The sequence below is a fragment of the Saccharomonospora sp. CUA-673 genome (assembly GCF_001942305.1).
In the GTDB taxonomy this organism is placed as follows: Bacteria; Actinomycetota; Actinomycetes; order Mycobacteriales; family Pseudonocardiaceae; genus Prauserella.
Window position 1 is genome coordinate 113,934 of record NZ_MKKE01000055.1, and the last position, 15,313, is coordinate 129,246.

A 15,313-nucleotide genomic window follows, 5' to 3' on the forward strand; every position below is an offset into this window, starting at 1 on the left:
CTTCCCGATGACGGGGTGGACGAGCCGCCGTGCGGACCCGTCCACCCCACCGGCTCATGCCCCGACGAGATCGGGGGCGACGTAGGTGTCGTAGAGCGCCTTCGTGTACGAGAAGCGCATCTCGGCGCCCCACCGCACGAACTTCAGGCACCGCTGCTGCAACGCGGGTGTGTCGGCGTGGTCGAGCACGATCTGGAAGCCGCGCTCGCCGTGCACCTCGTCGGACGTGATGTGCAGTTCGAAGAACTCGATCTCGTCCTCGGTGAAGCCGTAGGTCTCCCGCAGCGGGACGATCTGCTTCTTGTAGATGCTGGGAACCTGCGATTCGAGGCCCACCACGAGCGCCGCGGTCGACACGGTGAAGTGCTCCCGCATGGCCGTGGCGTAGCACCAGGCCTGCAAACCCCTGGTCACGGCGTTCATGTTGTTCGGGTCCTCGACCCGCTCGCGCGTGGTGCCGCACGCCTCCGCGAACCGGATCAGCAGATCCGTGTGGCGGATGTCGGCGACCTCCTCCTCGTACATGTTCTGGAGCAGGAAGTCCTTGGCGCCGGTGAACTCCTCGGGCGTGTTGCCGTAGATGTAGCCGAGGTAGTCGGCGAACGGACCGACGTAGTGGAAGTGGTTCTCAGCCCAGCGGGAGAAGTGCTCCCGCTTGAGCTCGCCGTCCGCCCACGCCTTGCTGAAGGACGCATTGCTCGCCTCGCGCCCCTTGATGGCTTGCTCGAGTTGGGCTCGGAAGTCCTCTTTGGATAGAAGCTCGGTCACCGTCATCACCTTCCGGCTGTTGGTCTGATGCCGTGACCCGAAGCTACGGAGACCCACGGAGCTCACTCCACGGACAGAGTGCACAGTCGTTCCGCGGAATTCGTGTGCAGTCTGCAGGGGGCGTGCGGCGGGCACAGCTGCCTACGGTCCAGGGGTGGTGTGGTGGCATGCGATTCTCATCGGTGTGGCCGGCGTATGGGCCGGGATGATCAATGCGGTGGTCGGATCGGGCACGTTGGTGACATTCCCCGTGCTCGTGGCGCTCGGATATCCGCCGGTGACGGCGACGACGTCGAACGCGATCGGGTTGGCGCCGGGTGCGGTGTCCGGTGCGATCGGCTACCGGCACGAGCTGCGCGGGCAGGCACGGACGTTGTTGTCGCTGCTGCCCGCGTCGATCGTCGGCGCTGTGGTGGGCACGATCCTGCTGTTGTCGTTGCCCGCGGATGCGTTCGAAACGATCGTCCCGGTGCTGATCGTCCTGGCCCTGGTGCTGGTGGTGATCCAGCCGAAGGTGTCGGCGTGGGTGGCGCGCCGCCAGGCCGACGCCGGCGCGGGCGCGCGGCGGAGCGCGGGCGGCACCGTCCTGCTGGTGACGTTGGTCTTCCTGACCGGTATCTACGGCGGATACTTCACCGCGGCGCAGGGTGTGCTGCTCATGGCGATCATGGGCATCCTGATGACCGAGCGGCTGCAGACACTCAACGGCATCAAGAACGTGTTGTCGGCGGCGGTGAACATCGTCGCCGGCGTGGTCTACGCCTTCGTCGCGCCGATCAGCTGGCCCGTCGTCGCACTGCTGGCCGTCGGGTCGGTCATCGGTGGTCAGCTCGGTGCCAAGGTCGGCAGGAAACTGTCCCCGCGGATGTTGCGCGGCGCCATCGTGGTGATCGGCTCGGCAGCCGTCGTGCAGCTCGTCGCCACCGGCTGGTGACCCGGGAACGTAAAGGCGGGCCCTGCGCGAGGGGGGAGGTGCGCAGGGCCCGCATGTTGCAGATTACGGGGATATCGGTGATCACGCCGTGAAATCCGGGCGACGTGGCCACCTCGTGTCCACGCCGTGCCGTGGCGTTGCTCCGATCGGCCCATCCGACTGGGTCGGTTGCCTCGGTGTTTGTCCGATGTGCACCGTTCCGCCGGATGCTGTGCAGCCTGCGGCGAGGTAGTCGCGGGTCGCAGCTGCATCGTCGCCCCGATCACGGCAGACTGTTCCGCCGTGAGCAACGAGGGGGATCCGGTGACGACGACCGGTCGCACCATGCGCATCGCACGAGCATCGATCCTGGCTGCAGTGGCCGCCGGGAGTCTGGTTGTCGCCGCGTGCGGCAACGAACAGGCGCCGGAGCGGCAGGAGGCGGCGCCGGCCTCCGATCAGGCGCCGCAGGGCCAGGCCGTCGATCCGTGCGACATCACGACCGTCGACGTCATCCAGGACGTCGTCGGACATCCACTGAAGGACGCGACGACGAACGGCCCGATGTGTTCCTACACAACGACGGTCGATGCGCCGCACCTGAGCGTCTTCGTGTCGTCCGGTGTGCCGGCCATGGATGAGACCGCCGACGAGGAACAGATCACGGTGAACGGCCTCGAAGCCACTCGCGGCAGTTCCGGGGATTCGTCCTGCGTCGTCAGCGTTGAGACCGGCGACCCTGCCACGTCGCCCATCGCCATCGCCGTGGAAGCGGAGTTCGACGGCGCCGACCCGTGCGGCTGGGCCACGGGTATCGCCGAGCGGGTCGCGCAAGACCTCCCGGAGTGACGGCCGATGCCTGAATGGTTCTGGTACATCGTCTCGCCGCTCGTGTTCGGCGGATACTTCTACTACCGCTGGAAGCAGAAGCAGCAGACACACAACGAGTACGCCGAGATCGCAGACAAACTCGGCTGGGAGTACGTGAAGTCCGACCGGTCCTACGTGAGCCGGTTCGGGCGTTACGAACCGTTCGACGACGGCCGTTTCCGCCGCGCCGAGCATGTGTTCCGCGGCGTGTATCGGGGCCGCCCGTTGACGGTGTTCGACTTCAGCGCCGTGGTGGACCGCGGCGAGAACCGCACCGAGCGTCGGCACCACCAGGTGGTCGCGGTCGGACTTCCGTCACCGCAACCGTCGCTCGCCGTGGGTCCTCGCGGGTTCATCGGCGGATTGGCGCAGCGCATCGGGTTGTCGTTCAACGAAACCGGGGACGAGAAGTTCGACAGCCGGTACGCCGTGACGACCCGCGACAAAGCCTTCGCGGCGCGGTTCCTCAACGACGACGTCCGCCGGTTCCTGCTCGCCCGCAGCAGCGAAGCCGTGTTTCGCATCATCGACGACGAACTCGTCGTCTGGCGCCGCGGTCCGCTCTACATCGACGACCTCGAGCCCTACGCCGACTTCGTGAACAACCTCCTGGACCGCGTCGGCGAGTTGCGGAACGCGTAGATGGCGTTATGTTCGCCAGCGGCGGCACCGCCGCTGATCAGCAGCAACGAGCACGATCAGGAGCGGAACATGAGCACACCGAGCATTCCGGAACCGGTCGCGTCGTTCATCGAGCGCGTCAACGCCCACGACGAGCAGGGTTTCCTCGACGCCTTCACCGACGGTGGCGCCGTCGACGACTGGGGACGCACGTTCACCGGCCGCGACGCGATCAAACAGTGGAGCGACAAGGAATTCATCGGCGCCCGCGGAGTCCTGACCGTCGAGGAGGTCGAGACGTCGGGCTCCACGATCACGGTCGTCGGCGAGTGGCGGTCGAACTGGGCCAACGGACGCTCACAGTTCACCTTCGACGTCGACGGCGACAAACTGGCGAAAATGACCATCCGCGAGGGCTGACTCGCACCTGGCGCGGTTATCGGGAGTCGAGGTCGGCATCCTTGCCGGCCCGGAACGCGGGCTGAGCATGAAGTACGACCCGATCCTCGGCGAATGACCCACTCCGCCGGCCCCTGCGCCTGACCGATCTCGCCCGAGTCGCCGCGACGCGAGATGCCAACACGGCGACGTGGGGTGCTGACACGGCCGCGTGGGGTGCTGACACGGCGACGCGAGGTGCTGACACGGCGACGTGGCCTCGGCTACGGCGGCTGTCGTCGGGCGTGATCTGGGGGTGTGCCCTCGCTGGTTTGCTGAGCCAGCGGGTTCTCGACGTCGCCGTGGATGGTGGGTGACGTCGGATGCGGCTCCAGTCCTCGGGCCCTCGCGGTGGCCATGAGTGACAACACCGTGCCCACGAGACCGACGATGCACAGCAGTCCCATCGCCAGTCCGAAGCCGACGATGACGGCCGTGGGTGGGTCGCCGTCAGGGAGGGTGGCCTGGAGGACATCCTGTCCGAGCTGGGTGGACATCCCGACGGTCAACAGGGTGAAGGCCAGCGCCAGGCTGAGGACGTTGCCCGTGCTCTGCATGGCCAGGCGCATGCCGTTGACCACGCCCAGGCTGGATTCCTGAGTGGCCTCGAGCAGCGACGTGGCGTTCGAGCCGATGAACAGGCCGGTGCCACCCCCCATCAGCACCAGTCCGACCACGAGCACGCCCTCGTGCCCGGCGATCATCGCCGCAGTCAGCACACCGATGCCCAGCTGACCGACCACGGCTCCGGCGGACGAGATCTGCCGCGAGTTGAGGCGACGCGACAACCAGCCCACGCACAGCGAGCCGACGATGCTCCCCACCGGCATGGGCAGCAGCAGCGCGGCCGCCTCGAAGGGGCGCAGACCCATCGGCCCCTGCAGGAACAGACTCACGAGCACGATGGCGGGAAAACGGCCTGCACTGAGGAAGAATCCAGCGAGCAGCAGCAGTCCGATGCCACCGGTGCGCAGCGTGGCCATGTCGACGACGGGGTCCTTGCTGCGCCGTTCGGCCAGGGCGAGGAGCGGCAGGACGAGGGCAGCACCGAGCAGGCTTCCGTACACGAACGGGTTCGCCCAGCCGAGCTCGGCGACCATCGAGATGCCGATGGTCGCCAGCGAGATGAAGGCGACCACGAGCAGGTTTCCCGGCAGGTCCAGGCTCGTCGGTGGGCGCTCGGCTCGGCGGCGACGTAGCAGGAAGCACCCGAAAATGAGCCCGACAAGCCCGATCGGGACGTTCAGCCAGAAGACCCAGCGCCAGTCCGCGATCTCGAGGACAACGCCGGCCGCGATAGGCCCGGCGAGGGTGGCCACCGGGAAGGACGCCGCGTACAGGCCCATGGCGGTCCCGAGAGACGTACGGGGGAACGCCGCGTGGATCAAGGTGGCGCCGTTGCCCAACAGGACCGCACCGGCCAACGCGGCAAGAATGCGAAGGCCGATGAGCCAGTCGACGCTCGGTGCCAGCCCGCACGCCAGGCTGGCGAGCACGAAGACGGCAAGTGCGCCGAGATAGAGGAGCCTCTGGTTCACGATGTCGCTGATCCGGCCGAAGAGCAGCAGGCAGGCGGTGTTGGCCACCATGTACGACAACAGGAGCCAGCTCGCCTCGACCTGGCTGGCGTCGAAGTGACGGGTCAGCGAGGGCAGCGCGACATTCACGGTGCTGGTGTTGAGGCCGATCAGCATGCTGACGATGCACACGACGAACAACGTCGACCACGCCGCGGCGCTGGCGCCGGATCGACCTCTGCTCACGTGACCTCCAAGTAGAATCAAATTCTAAAACATGGTTCGGTCGAAAGTCGAGGCCACGGTGCATTGAGCGCACGCAGAAGGCGATCCGAATGGGATGTGACCCTTGACACAGGGGGTTTCCGGTTGGATGCTCTTTCCATCCTAGAGTGAGATTCTAGATTGGGAGTGGGCTCGTGAGCCGGCCGGGTGAGCAGATCGTCACCGTGGACGACCTCCACGTCGAGTTCGAAACCGGGGGCCGCAGCGTCGAGGCGGTAAGCGGTGTCAGCCTGGAAATCCGAGAGGGCGAAACGCTCGCCGTCGTGGGCGAGTCGGGCTCGGGCAAGAGCGTCACGGCTCTCGCGATGCTCGGCCTGCTGGGCAACGGACGGGTCAGCGCCGGGACGATCACGTGGGACGGGCGAGACATCACCAACGCGTCCAACGCCGAGATGCGGGGCATCCGAGGAAACGAGATGTCGGTGGTCTTCCAGGACCCGATGACGGCGCTCGATCCGCTGTTCACGATCGGCAGCCAGCTGCGCGAGGCACTGCGGGTGCACCGCCGGATCCCGCGCAAGCAGGCTCGCGCGCGGGTCGTCGAGCTGCTGTCGCAAGTGGGCATCCCCGACCCCGAGTCCAAGGTCGACGCCTATCCGCATCAGCTCTCGGGAGGACAGCGTCAGCGCGTCATGATCGCCGGCGCACTGGCGTGCACGCCGCGCCTGCTGATCGCCGACGAGCCCACGACCGCGCTGGACGTCACCGTCGAGGCGCAGGTGCTTCGGCTGATGCGTGACCTGCAGACCGAGACCGGTGTCGCGCTGATGCTCATCACCCACGACATGGGCGTCGTCGCCGAGATGGCCGATCGGGTCGCGGTCTTCTACGCCGGCGAGGTGGTCGAGACGGGGACCGCGGAGCAGATCCTCACCGACCCTCGACACCCATACACCCAGGCCTTGCTTCAGGCGATCCCTCGGCCCGACACCCCGCGCGACAAACCGATGCCGGCCATCCCCGGAGTGGTGCCCACGCTCGACGAGATGCCGTCGGGGTGTCGCTTCTCCACCCGGTGTCCACTCGCCGACGGCGACCGCTGCGAGCTGCCCCAGACCCTGCACGACGTGGGTGGTCGGCAGGCGAGGTGCTGGCGGGCCGAGACGCCCGCCGAGACCCGGCGCATCGCGGAGGTCGCACCGTGAACGGATCACCCGGCGTGGCCATCAACGACGCGGTCCCGTTACCGGCGACCGACACGGACGACGCGACGTCACCGATCCTGCGACTCGACAGCGTCGTGAAGCACTTCGGCGGGCGTCGGCGGAAGCCACCGGTACGCGCGGTGGACGGCGTCTCCCTCACGGTCGGCCGCGGCGAAACCGTCGGGCTGGTGGGGGAATCCGGCTCGGGCAAGTCCACGCTCGGTCGCCTGGCTCTGCGCCTGCTGGAGCCCACCGCAGGGACCGTCACCTTCGACGGCTCGGACGTCTCGCGGCTGCGCCGTCGCGAGCTGGCACGTCTGCGCCGCAGGATGCAGCTCGTTTTCCAGGACCCGCTCAGCTCTTTCAGCCCGCGCATGACGATCGAGGAGATCCTCACCGAACCCATGACGGTGCACGGCATCGGCACCCCGAAGACCCGGGTGGCCAAATGCCGCGAGCTGCTCGACCTGGTGGGCCTCCCCTCCCACGCGCTCGAGCGCTACCCGCACCAGTTCTCCGGCGGTCAGGCGCAGCGCATCGGCATCGCCCGCGCACTCACCACCGACCCGGACCTGATCGTCTGCGACGAGGCCGTCTCGGCGCTGGACGTGTCCGTCCAGGCGCAGATCCTCAACCTGCTGCGTGAGGTGCAGCGCGAACTGGGTCTCAGCTACCTCTTCATCGCCCACGACCTCAACGTCGTCCGCTACATGTCCGACCGCATCAGCGTCATGTACCTCGGACAGGTCGTCGAATCCGGTCCGGCGGACACGTTGATGGACTCGGCGATGCACCCCTACTCGCAGGCACTCGTCGGGTCGGTGCCGTCGCTCGACCGGCGCGGCGAGCTGCGCACGCCGCTGGTCGGCGAGGTCCCCAGTCCCACGAGGCCGCCCACCGGCTGTCGATTCCATACGAGGTGTCCTCGACGGTTCGAACCGTGCGACCACGTCGATCCCGAGCTCCTGCAGATCGGGCGACGGTCGGCCGCGTGCCACCTCCTGACCTCCGAGGTGGGCGCATGATCACCTACACGGGCCGGCGACTCGGCTACGGCCTCCTGGTCCTGGCCCTGGTCACCACTTTCACCTTCCTGACACTGCGGCTGATCCCGGGCGACGTCGTCCGGGTCCAGCTGGCCGACGCCCCCGGGGTCACCGAAGCGCAGGTGGCCGAGCGGGCTGCCGAACTGGGGCTGGACCAGCCGGTCACCTCGCAGTTCGTCGAGTTCATGGCGGGGGCACTGCGGCTCGACTTCGGTACGTCGTTCGCCGACGGACGACCGGTCATCGAGCACATCGCGGAGCGGCTGCCCGCCACGCTCGAACTCGGGCTCCTCGCTCTCCTGCTCGGACTCCTCCTGGGCGTGCCGCTCGGCGTGATGGCCGCCCTGCGGCAGAACTCGCTCACCGACCAGCTCCTACGGGTGCTCGCCGTGGTGGGGATGTCGGTGCCGAACTTCTGGCTCGCGCTGCTGCTCATCACATACCTCGCGCAGTGGTTCGGATGGACGCCGCCGCTGGTCTACTCCAGTCCCGGGGAGGACCTCGGCCAGAACCTCACCCACATGGCCCTGCCGGCGTTCGCGCTCGCCGTGAACTCCATGGCCGGCATCGCGCGAATGCTGAGATCGTCGATGCTCGAGGTGCTCGGGTCCAACTTCGTGCGGACGGTGCGCGCACGTGGCGCCTCCGAGTGGAACGTCCTGTTCAAGCACGCCGGCCGCAACAGTCTGATCCCGGTCTTCTCCCTGCTCGGCCTTCAGGTGGGCGGGATCCTCGGCGGCACCGTGATCCTGGAATCGATCTTCTCCATCCCGGGCATGGGCTCGCTGATCTTCGACTCCGTCCAGGCCCGCGACTACCCCGTCGTCCTGGGCTGCGTGGTGGTCTACGGCGCCATCTTCATCCTCGTGAACCTGCTGGTCGACGTGCTGTACGCCGTCGTCGACCCGCGGATCCGGTACTGAGAGGAGCTCGGACATGTCCCTTCACCTGCCCAGGCTCGGCGGCACCACCGCGGTGACCGGCCAGCGTCGCGGGGTGCTCCGCTATCTCAGGGAGCAGCCCTTCGGCGCCGTCGCCGCCACGGTGATCGTCGTGTTCGTCGTGCTCGCTGCTCTGGCACCGCTGATCACGCCGTACAACCCCCTGGAGCAGAGTCGAGACGCCATCATGGTGCCGCCCGGGGCCGACCACCTCATGGGCACCGACGAGCTGGGTCGCGATGTCCTCAGCCGCACCCTCTACGGCGCCCGCACCTCGTTGCTGATCTCGGTGGCCACGCTTGCCCTGGGAGGACTGATCGGGAGTCTTCTCGGCATCGTCTCGGGATATTTCGGCGGCACGTGGGTCGACAGCGTCATCCAGCGCATCATGGACTCCCTGATGGCGGTCCCCTCCATCGTGCTCCTGTTGTTCGTCGCCTCGCTGCTCGGACCCAGCGTCCGCAACACCATCCTGGCGCTGGCACTCCTGGTCATCCCGGCCTTCAACCGCGTCGCCCGGGGAGAGATGCTCCGGATCCGCGAGGAGACGTACGTCGAGGCCGCCAAGGCGGTCGGCTGCAGCACGCCGCGCATCCTGCGGCGCTACGGGCTGCCGAACCTCATGGCGCCGCTGTTCGTCGTCACCAGCTTGCTGTTCGCCATCGTGCTGATAGCCGAGTCCGCTCTGAGCTTCCTCGGCATCGGCACGCCACCGCCGACGCCGTCGTGGGGGCGGATGCTCAGCGAGGCCTCGCGACAGCTGGAGATCGCGCCCTGGATGGCGCTGTTCCCCGGCCTCGCCCTGGCGGTCTCGGTGCTCGCATTCAACCTGCTCGGCGACGCGCTGCGCGACTTCTTCGACCCACGACAACGTCGCTGATCCGAACCCCGCCAACCGCGCCGTACCCGTCCCCCTTCGCGGCAAAGGAGCCACGATGTCTCGTCCACACAAAACCGCCGGCGCCCTGTTAGCCGTCGGCCTCCTCACCTCGGCCTGCTTCGGCAGCGGCTCCGGCGCGTCCGACGGCGAGGCCGGCCAGCTGGTGCGCAACGACGGGCCGCCCCAGTCCGGCGGCACCTTCCAGATCGCCGGGACCACCGACACGACCTCACTCGACTTCCAGAAGGAGGCCGCCTACGCGGTCCACACCTCGGTCGGCGCGGTGTACAGCCGACTGCTGGCCTTCCGGACCGGTGACGACGTCGAGTACGGCACGAACGAAGTGGAGGGGGACCTCGCCGAGGAGTGGGAGGTCAGCGACGACGCCAGGACCTGGACGATCACCCTGCGCGACGGCGTGAAGTGGCACGACAAGGAACCGGTCGGCGGGCGCGCCCTCACCTCCGACGACGTCATCTGCACGTTCGACCGGCTCAAGGAGATCCAGGGGCACGCGCTCAACCTCATCGCCGACGTCGAGTCGATCGAGAACCCGGACGAGCGCACCGTCGTCTTCAGGTTGGGCTCGCCGTACACCGCCTTCGACGAGACACTCGCGAACCCGTTCCTCGCCATCATCCCCTGCGAAGCCGCCGAGGGCGGCGTCGACCTCGCCACCGAGGCGATCGGAACGGGGCCGTTCATGCTCGAGAGCTGGAATCGGGACCAGGAGCGGGTCTACGTGAAGAACCCCGACTACTTCGTCGAGGGACAGCCCTACCTGGACGGCTACACGACGACGATCATGCCGGACGTTCAGGCCCAGATCGCTGCCCTGCGCAGCGGCAAGATCGACATGATGACGGCGCTGTCCACCGAGAAGCGCCAGGTCGACCAGCTGCTGAGTCAGGTCGAGGGGTTGCAGAAGAGCGAGGAAGAGGGCACGACGCAGACCCGGGTGTTCATGAACGCGCAGGAGGAGCCGTTCGACCAGCTCGAGGTGCGTCGCGCGGTGGCGCTGGCGATCGACAAGCAGGGCATGATCGACACGATCCGCTCCGGCGGCGCGGTCTCGGGACCGATCACCCCGTCGATGTTCGGCTCGATGCCGACCAAGGACGTCGAGGAGCTCCTCCCGTACGACCCCGAGGAAGCCCGGCGTCTGCTCGCCGAGGCCGGGTACCCCGATGGGTTCCAGGCCACGATGGTCGTCACCACCGGATACGGCGAGACCATCGTGCGCGAGGCCCAGTGGGTACAGGAGGACCTCGCCAAGGTCGGCATCGACGTCGAGTTGGACGTCCAGGATTACGCCACCTACGCGGGCGACACCTGGCCGAACGGCGAGTACCAGATCTCCTACGGGCTGCAGACTCCGATGCTCACGGCCGACGAGTACCTGTCCACCGAGTACCACTCCGACGGCAGCCGCAACTGGTCCTTTGTAGACGATCCGACGCTGGACGACTTGATCGAGAAGCAGCGAACGATCGCAGACGCCGACGAGCGCGAGCAGGCGCTGCAGGAGATAGACCGGTACGTGCTGGAGAACGTGGCGACACCGCTGCCCCTCTACGTCTTCAACGGCCAGACCCTGCTGTCACCTCGCGTCCGCGGATGGAACCCACATCCGGACTACTCGACGCGCGAGTACGAGAACATCTGGCTCAAGGACTGACGTGTGGGATATCGACACCTCGCCTCCAGCGCCGGGCGAGCCGCTGGAGGTGGCGCCCGGCGTGCACCTCGTGCTCGCGCCCAACGCCAACGCATGGACCTTCGAGGGGACCAACACCTGGATCCTCACGCGGGCCGGGGACGCCATCGTGGTCGACCCCGGTCCCGACGACCCGGCACACCTGGACGTCATCGACGCCGTGGTGAAGAGTGCGCGGGCCCGTGTTCGCGAGGTGGTGCTGACCCATCATCACGGCGACCACTCCCAGGCCGCGCGACCGCTTGCGGCACGCTGGAAAGCCCCGATCAATCCGCGTGTCCAGCGCGGGATCGTCGCGGAGGGAACCCGGTTCGACGTCGGGACCCTCGAGGCTCGGTCCATGAGGACGCCCGGTCACACGTCGGACGGCATCAGCCTCGTGCTGCCCACGGAACGGCTCGTGCTCACCGGCGACACGGTCATCGCGAGGGTCAACTCCTACATCGGCCACCCCGACGGCACGTTGAGCGACATGCTCGGCTCGATGCAGCGCCTGGCCCAGGTCGCCGACGACGACTGGACGTTCCTCCCCGGACACGGACCCGTGGTGCGTGAGCCCCGGCGGTACGTGGCCGACCGCACGAGCGACCGCATGCGCCGGGTTGAACAAGTCGCCGCGCACGCGCACCGGGGGTGGTCCTCCGCGGAGATCGCCCGCAACCTCCACCCGCGTCTCGACGAACGTCGTCTGCGCGCCGCACAGGCCTCGATCGAGGCGATTCTGCACTACCTCGATGTCCACACACCTGAACGCACCTGAGGAGAGCCCGACCATGCCAGCGCATGACACCACCACACGTGAGGACGACGCGCCACAACGATTCGTCCCACGTGCGACCCCGGAGACCCAGCCCTACTGGGACGGCGCCGCGGCCGGCGAGCTGCGCGTCACCTCCTGCCGTGCCTGTGACCGGCCGTTCTTCTACCCCCGCTCCTCGTGCCCGCGGTGCGGTTCGTCGGACATCACGTGGATCACCTGCTCGGGCCGCGCGACGCTCTACTCCTACGTCATCTCGGCCCGTCCGGCACCGGGGTTCGATGCGCCGACCGTCATCGCCGTGGTCGAGCTCGAGGAAGGCCCGCGCATGATGACCAACGTCGTCGGGGTCGAGCCCGAGCCGGAGAACCTGCCGCTCGACCTTGCCCTGCGGGTCACCTTCGAGCAACGCGGGGACATGGCCGTGCCGGTCTTCACTCCCGACGCCGAACGAGGTGTGCGATGAGCGACGTCGTCATCATGGGCGCGGCCGAGACCGAGGAAATCGGCAAGCTGCCGCACATCTCCACACTGGAGCTGCACGTGCAGTCGGCGCGGCGTGCCCTCGCCGACGCCGGCCTCGATCTCGACCAGGTGGACGGCATCGCCTCGGTCAGCGCGGGCGGACCGGGACCCGTGGGTGTCTCGCACGCGCTCGGCATCACCCCGACCTACATCGACGGAACCTCGGTCGGCGGCTCCTCCTTCCTGTTCCACGTGCGCCACGCAGCCGCCGCGATCCAGGCCGGTCATGCGCAGGTCGTGCTCATCACGCACGGCGAGTCAGGACGTTCCCGCGTCGGGGCGTCGCCGTGGGCCAGGCCCAAGGACTCGATGCAGGCGCAGTTCGAGCTGCCGTACGGCGTGCTCGGACCTTCCACCACCTTCACCGTCCCCGCCCTGAGGTTCATGCGGGAGACCGGAACGACGCTCGAGCAGCTGGGGCAGGTCTCGGTAGCCCAGCGCCGATGGTCCTCGCGCAACTCGCGTGCCATGTTCCGGGAGGAGATCACGGTCGACGACGTGCTGGACGCCCGCGTCGTCGCCTGGCCGTTCACACTCCTCATGTGCTGCCTGGTCACCGACGGCGGCGGCGCTCTCGTGGTCACCTCACGCGCGTTCGCCGAGGCGCACGGCGCGGACAAACCTCTCGTCCAGGTGAGTGGCACGGGCGAGGCAGCCACGACGCCGTTGGTGTCCCAGATGGAGGACATGAGCCGCTGCCCGCAGTTCGAGCTTTCCAGCAGCGCCGCCTTCAAGGAGGCCGGCATGGGACCCGCGGACATCGACCACCTGATGATCTACGACGCCTTCGCCCACGTCCCCCTGTTCGGACTGGAGGACATGGGTTTCGTCGACCGCGGCGAGGCGGGTGCCTTCGTGGCGGACGGGCACACCTCGCCAGGGGGCTCGCTGCCCATGAACACCAACGGCGGCGGTCTCTCCTACACCCACACGGGCATGTACGGGATGTTCGCCATCCAGGAGTCCGTCCGACAGCTGCGCGGGGAGGCCGATGCCCAGGTCGACGACGTCGAGACGAGTCTCGTGCTGGGCAACGGCGGCATGTTCATGAGTGCCGCGACCCTCGTCCTGAGCCGCGGCTGACCCATCAGTTCCCAACCCAGGAGGTAGCGATGTCTGCATTGGACCGTCAGGTCGTCATCATCACCGGGGCCGGTCGTGGCCTCGGCCGCGCACATGCACTCCAGCTGGCCGAGCGCGGTGCGGCCGTGGTCGTCAACGATCTCGGAGCCTCGCTCGACGGCACCGGCTCGCAGGTGGAGCCGGCCGACGAGGTGGCCGAGGAGGTACGCCGTCGTGGGGGCCTGTCCCTGGTCAACGGCGACGACATCAGCGAGCCCGAAGGTGCCGCTCGGCTCCTCGAGGCCACCCTGGACGCGTTCGGCAAGGTCGACGTCCTGGTCAATAACGCCGGGATCCTACGGGACCGCATGCTCGTCAACATGTCCGTCGAGGAGTGGGACGCCGTGATCAAGGTGCACCTGCGGGGCACGTTCGCACCGACGAGCGCCGTCTCCCGGCACTGGCGCCAGCTCAGCAAGGACGGGCACGACGTGGACGGGCGGATCATCAACACCACCTCGTCGTCGGGGATCTACGGCAACGCCGGGCAGAGCAACTACGGAGCGGCCAAGGCCGGCATCGCGGCCATGACCATCATCGCGGCCCGGGAGTTGGCCCGCTACGGAGTCAAGGTCAACGCCATCGCGCCGGCTGCACACACGAGGATGACCGAGAACCTGCGTCCCGACCGGCCGGTGATCCCCGAGGGTGAGTTCGACCCCGGGGCGCCGGGGAACGTCTCCCCGCTCGTCGCCTGGCTCGCGAGCCCTGCGGCGAAGGACGTCACCGGGCGGGTGTTCAACATCCGTGGCGGGCACATCAGCGTGGCCGAGGGGTGGATCGCCGGCCCGGGCGTCGAGGAGACGCGTCGGTTCCGGGTGGAGGAACTGGACGACATCGTGCCCGACCTCCTCGACCGCGCCCGACCGCACGCGATGCCCAACGGCCGGGTTCCCGAGGAGGCATCGGCATGAGTCTCGATCACGACCTCATCGGCGTCCGCTCCGATCCGGTCGAGCGGTCCTGGGACAGCACGGACGCCATCCTCTATGCGTTGGGTGTGGGCGCCGGTCACGACAACCCGCTGGAGGACCTGGCCTACACCACCGAGCACGGCGCCCCGGGAGGCGAGGAGCAGAAGGTACTGCCGTCGTACGGCGTCATGCTGACGTGGGGCGTCCGGGGTCGACGACTCGGCGACTTCGACCCGGCGATGCTCGTGCACGCCGAACAGTCGGTGCAGCTACACCGCCCGCTGCCCACGTCGGGCACGGTCTCGATCACCTCGATGGTGACGAGCATCGAGGACAAGGGCAGTGGGGCACTGGTGCGCTCACAGGCGGAGGCGGTGCTGGCGGACTCGGGAGAGCCGCTGGTCACGGCCGGCTCGGGAGTCTTCGTCCGGGGCGAGGGCGGCTTCGGCGGCGAGCGGGGCGCGCCCTCCGGCGACATCGTGCCCGAGAGAACCCCCGAAGAGCGGGTGGAGACCGGATCATGGCCGGGCCAGGCACTCCTCTACCGCCTCAGCGGCGACCGCAACCCGCTGCACAGCGACCCGACCTTCGCGGCACGGGGCGGGTTCTCCCAACCGATCCTGCACGGACTGTGCACCTACGGAATCGCCTGTCGGGTGTTGGTCGGGGCCGTGGCCAAGGGCGACGGCGACGCGATGCGTTCGATGTCCGGCCGGTTCTCGGCCCCCGTGACACCCGGCGACGACCTGGCGGTCGAGATCTGGGACACCGACACAGGGCAGGTGGCGTTCAGGGTGCGGCGCGGTGACGGGACGGTGGTGATCGATCGCGGCCGAGCGACGTTTGCAGCGTGA

The 15,313-nt window shown here is 68.1% G+C and carries 16 protein-coding genes; 14 read left to right on the forward strand and 2 right to left on the reverse strand.

Annotation, left to right across the window (positions count from 1 at the left end; all coding sequences use genetic code 11):
- Positions 1-54 precede the first annotated feature (54 nt).
- Entirely contained in the window at positions 55-768 is a 714-nt protein-coding gene (locus BJF85_RS21140) for a TenA family transcriptional regulator (RefSeq protein WP_075849870.1), read from the reverse strand.
- A 154-nt stretch (positions 769-922) separates the two neighbouring features.
- Between BJF85_RS21140 and BJF85_RS21145 the strand changes: the two genes are divergently transcribed.
- The 4 genes from BJF85_RS21145 (at position 923) to BJF85_RS21160 (ending at position 3,592) form a co-directional block, all read left to right on the forward strand.
- Positions 923-1,702: a sulfite exporter TauE/SafE family protein gene (locus tag BJF85_RS21145; protein ID WP_075849781.1), complete on the forward strand. Its 780-nt coding sequence runs from the start codon at positions 923-925 to the stop codon at positions 1,700-1,702.
- 303 nt (positions 1,703-2,005) lie between these two features.
- Positions 2,006-2,530 (forward strand): DUF3558 family protein, encoded by a 525-nt coding sequence (locus BJF85_RS21150; RefSeq protein ID WP_158057059.1) that lies wholly within the window; start codon positions 2,006-2,008, stop codon positions 2,528-2,530.
- A 6-nt stretch (positions 2,531-2,536) separates the two neighbouring features.
- A complete protein-coding gene (locus tag BJF85_RS21155; RefSeq protein WP_075849783.1) occupies positions 2,537-3,193 on the forward strand; it encodes a hypothetical protein in 657 nt (218 codons plus the stop codon).
- Positions 3,194-3,262: 69 nt separating this feature from the next.
- Positions 3,263-3,592 (forward strand): nuclear transport factor 2 family protein, encoded by a 330-nt coding sequence (locus BJF85_RS21160; protein WP_075849871.1) that lies wholly within the window; start codon positions 3,263-3,265, stop codon positions 3,590-3,592.
- Between the two features lie 242 nt (positions 3,593-3,834).
- Here the strand turns inward: BJF85_RS21160 and BJF85_RS21165 are convergent, their stop codons facing one another.
- Complete coding sequence (locus BJF85_RS21165) at positions 3,835-5,373, reverse strand: MFS transporter (RefSeq protein WP_139320767.1); 1,539 nt, start codon at positions 5,371-5,373, stop codon at positions 3,835-3,837.
- A gap of 173 nt (positions 5,374-5,546) precedes the next feature.
- Between BJF85_RS21165 and BJF85_RS21170 the strand changes: the two genes are divergently transcribed.
- From BJF85_RS21170 to BJF85_RS21215, 10 genes are read left to right on the forward strand one after another with little or no spacing between them, the layout of a single operon-like run.
- Entirely contained in the window at positions 5,547-6,557 is a 1,011-nt protein-coding gene (locus tag BJF85_RS21170) for an ABC transporter ATP-binding protein (RefSeq protein ID WP_075849785.1), read from the forward strand.
- Positions 6,554-7,582 (forward strand): ABC transporter ATP-binding protein, encoded by a 1,029-nt coding sequence (locus BJF85_RS21175; protein ID WP_369822256.1) that lies wholly within the window; start codon positions 6,554-6,556, stop codon positions 7,580-7,582. Before BJF85_RS21170 ends, BJF85_RS21175 begins: the two co-directional genes overlap by 4 nt.
- Positions 7,579-8,526, forward strand: a complete 948-nt coding sequence (locus BJF85_RS21180; protein ID WP_075849786.1) for an ABC transporter permease — start codon at positions 7,579-7,581, stop codon at positions 8,524-8,526. The genes BJF85_RS21175 and BJF85_RS21180 overlap by 4 nt, the downstream gene beginning before the upstream one ends.
- A 13-nt stretch (positions 8,527-8,539) precedes the next feature.
- Positions 8,540-9,424 (forward strand): ABC transporter permease, encoded by an 885-nt coding sequence (locus BJF85_RS21185; protein ID WP_075849787.1) that lies wholly within the window; start codon positions 8,540-8,542, stop codon positions 9,422-9,424.
- A 55-nt stretch (positions 9,425-9,479) separates the two neighbouring features.
- On the forward strand, positions 9,480-11,102 hold the full coding sequence (locus BJF85_RS21190; protein ID WP_075849788.1) for an ABC transporter substrate-binding protein: 1,623 nt from the start codon (positions 9,480-9,482) through the stop codon (positions 11,100-11,102).
- 1 nt (position 11,103) lies between these two features.
- Positions 11,104-11,901 (forward strand): MBL fold metallo-hydrolase, encoded by a 798-nt coding sequence (locus BJF85_RS21195; RefSeq protein WP_158057061.1) that lies wholly within the window; start codon positions 11,104-11,106, stop codon positions 11,899-11,901.
- A gap of 13 nt (positions 11,902-11,914) precedes the next feature.
- Entirely contained in the window at positions 11,915-12,364 is a 450-nt protein-coding gene (locus BJF85_RS21200) for a Zn-ribbon domain-containing OB-fold protein (RefSeq protein ID WP_075849789.1), read from the forward strand.
- Positions 12,361-13,506: a thiolase gene (locus BJF85_RS21205; protein WP_075849790.1), complete on the forward strand. Its 1,146-nt coding sequence runs from the start codon at positions 12,361-12,363 to the stop codon at positions 13,504-13,506. Before BJF85_RS21200 ends, BJF85_RS21205 begins: the two co-directional genes overlap by 4 nt.
- A 29-nt stretch (positions 13,507-13,535) precedes the next feature.
- On the forward strand, positions 13,536-14,459 hold the full coding sequence (locus BJF85_RS21210) for an SDR family oxidoreductase (RefSeq protein ID WP_075849791.1): 924 nt from the start codon (positions 13,536-13,538) through the stop codon (positions 14,457-14,459).
- Positions 14,456-15,313, forward strand: a complete 858-nt coding sequence (locus BJF85_RS21215; RefSeq protein WP_075849792.1) for a MaoC/PaaZ C-terminal domain-containing protein — start codon at positions 14,456-14,458, stop codon at positions 15,311-15,313. The genes BJF85_RS21210 and BJF85_RS21215 overlap by 4 nt, the downstream gene beginning before the upstream one ends.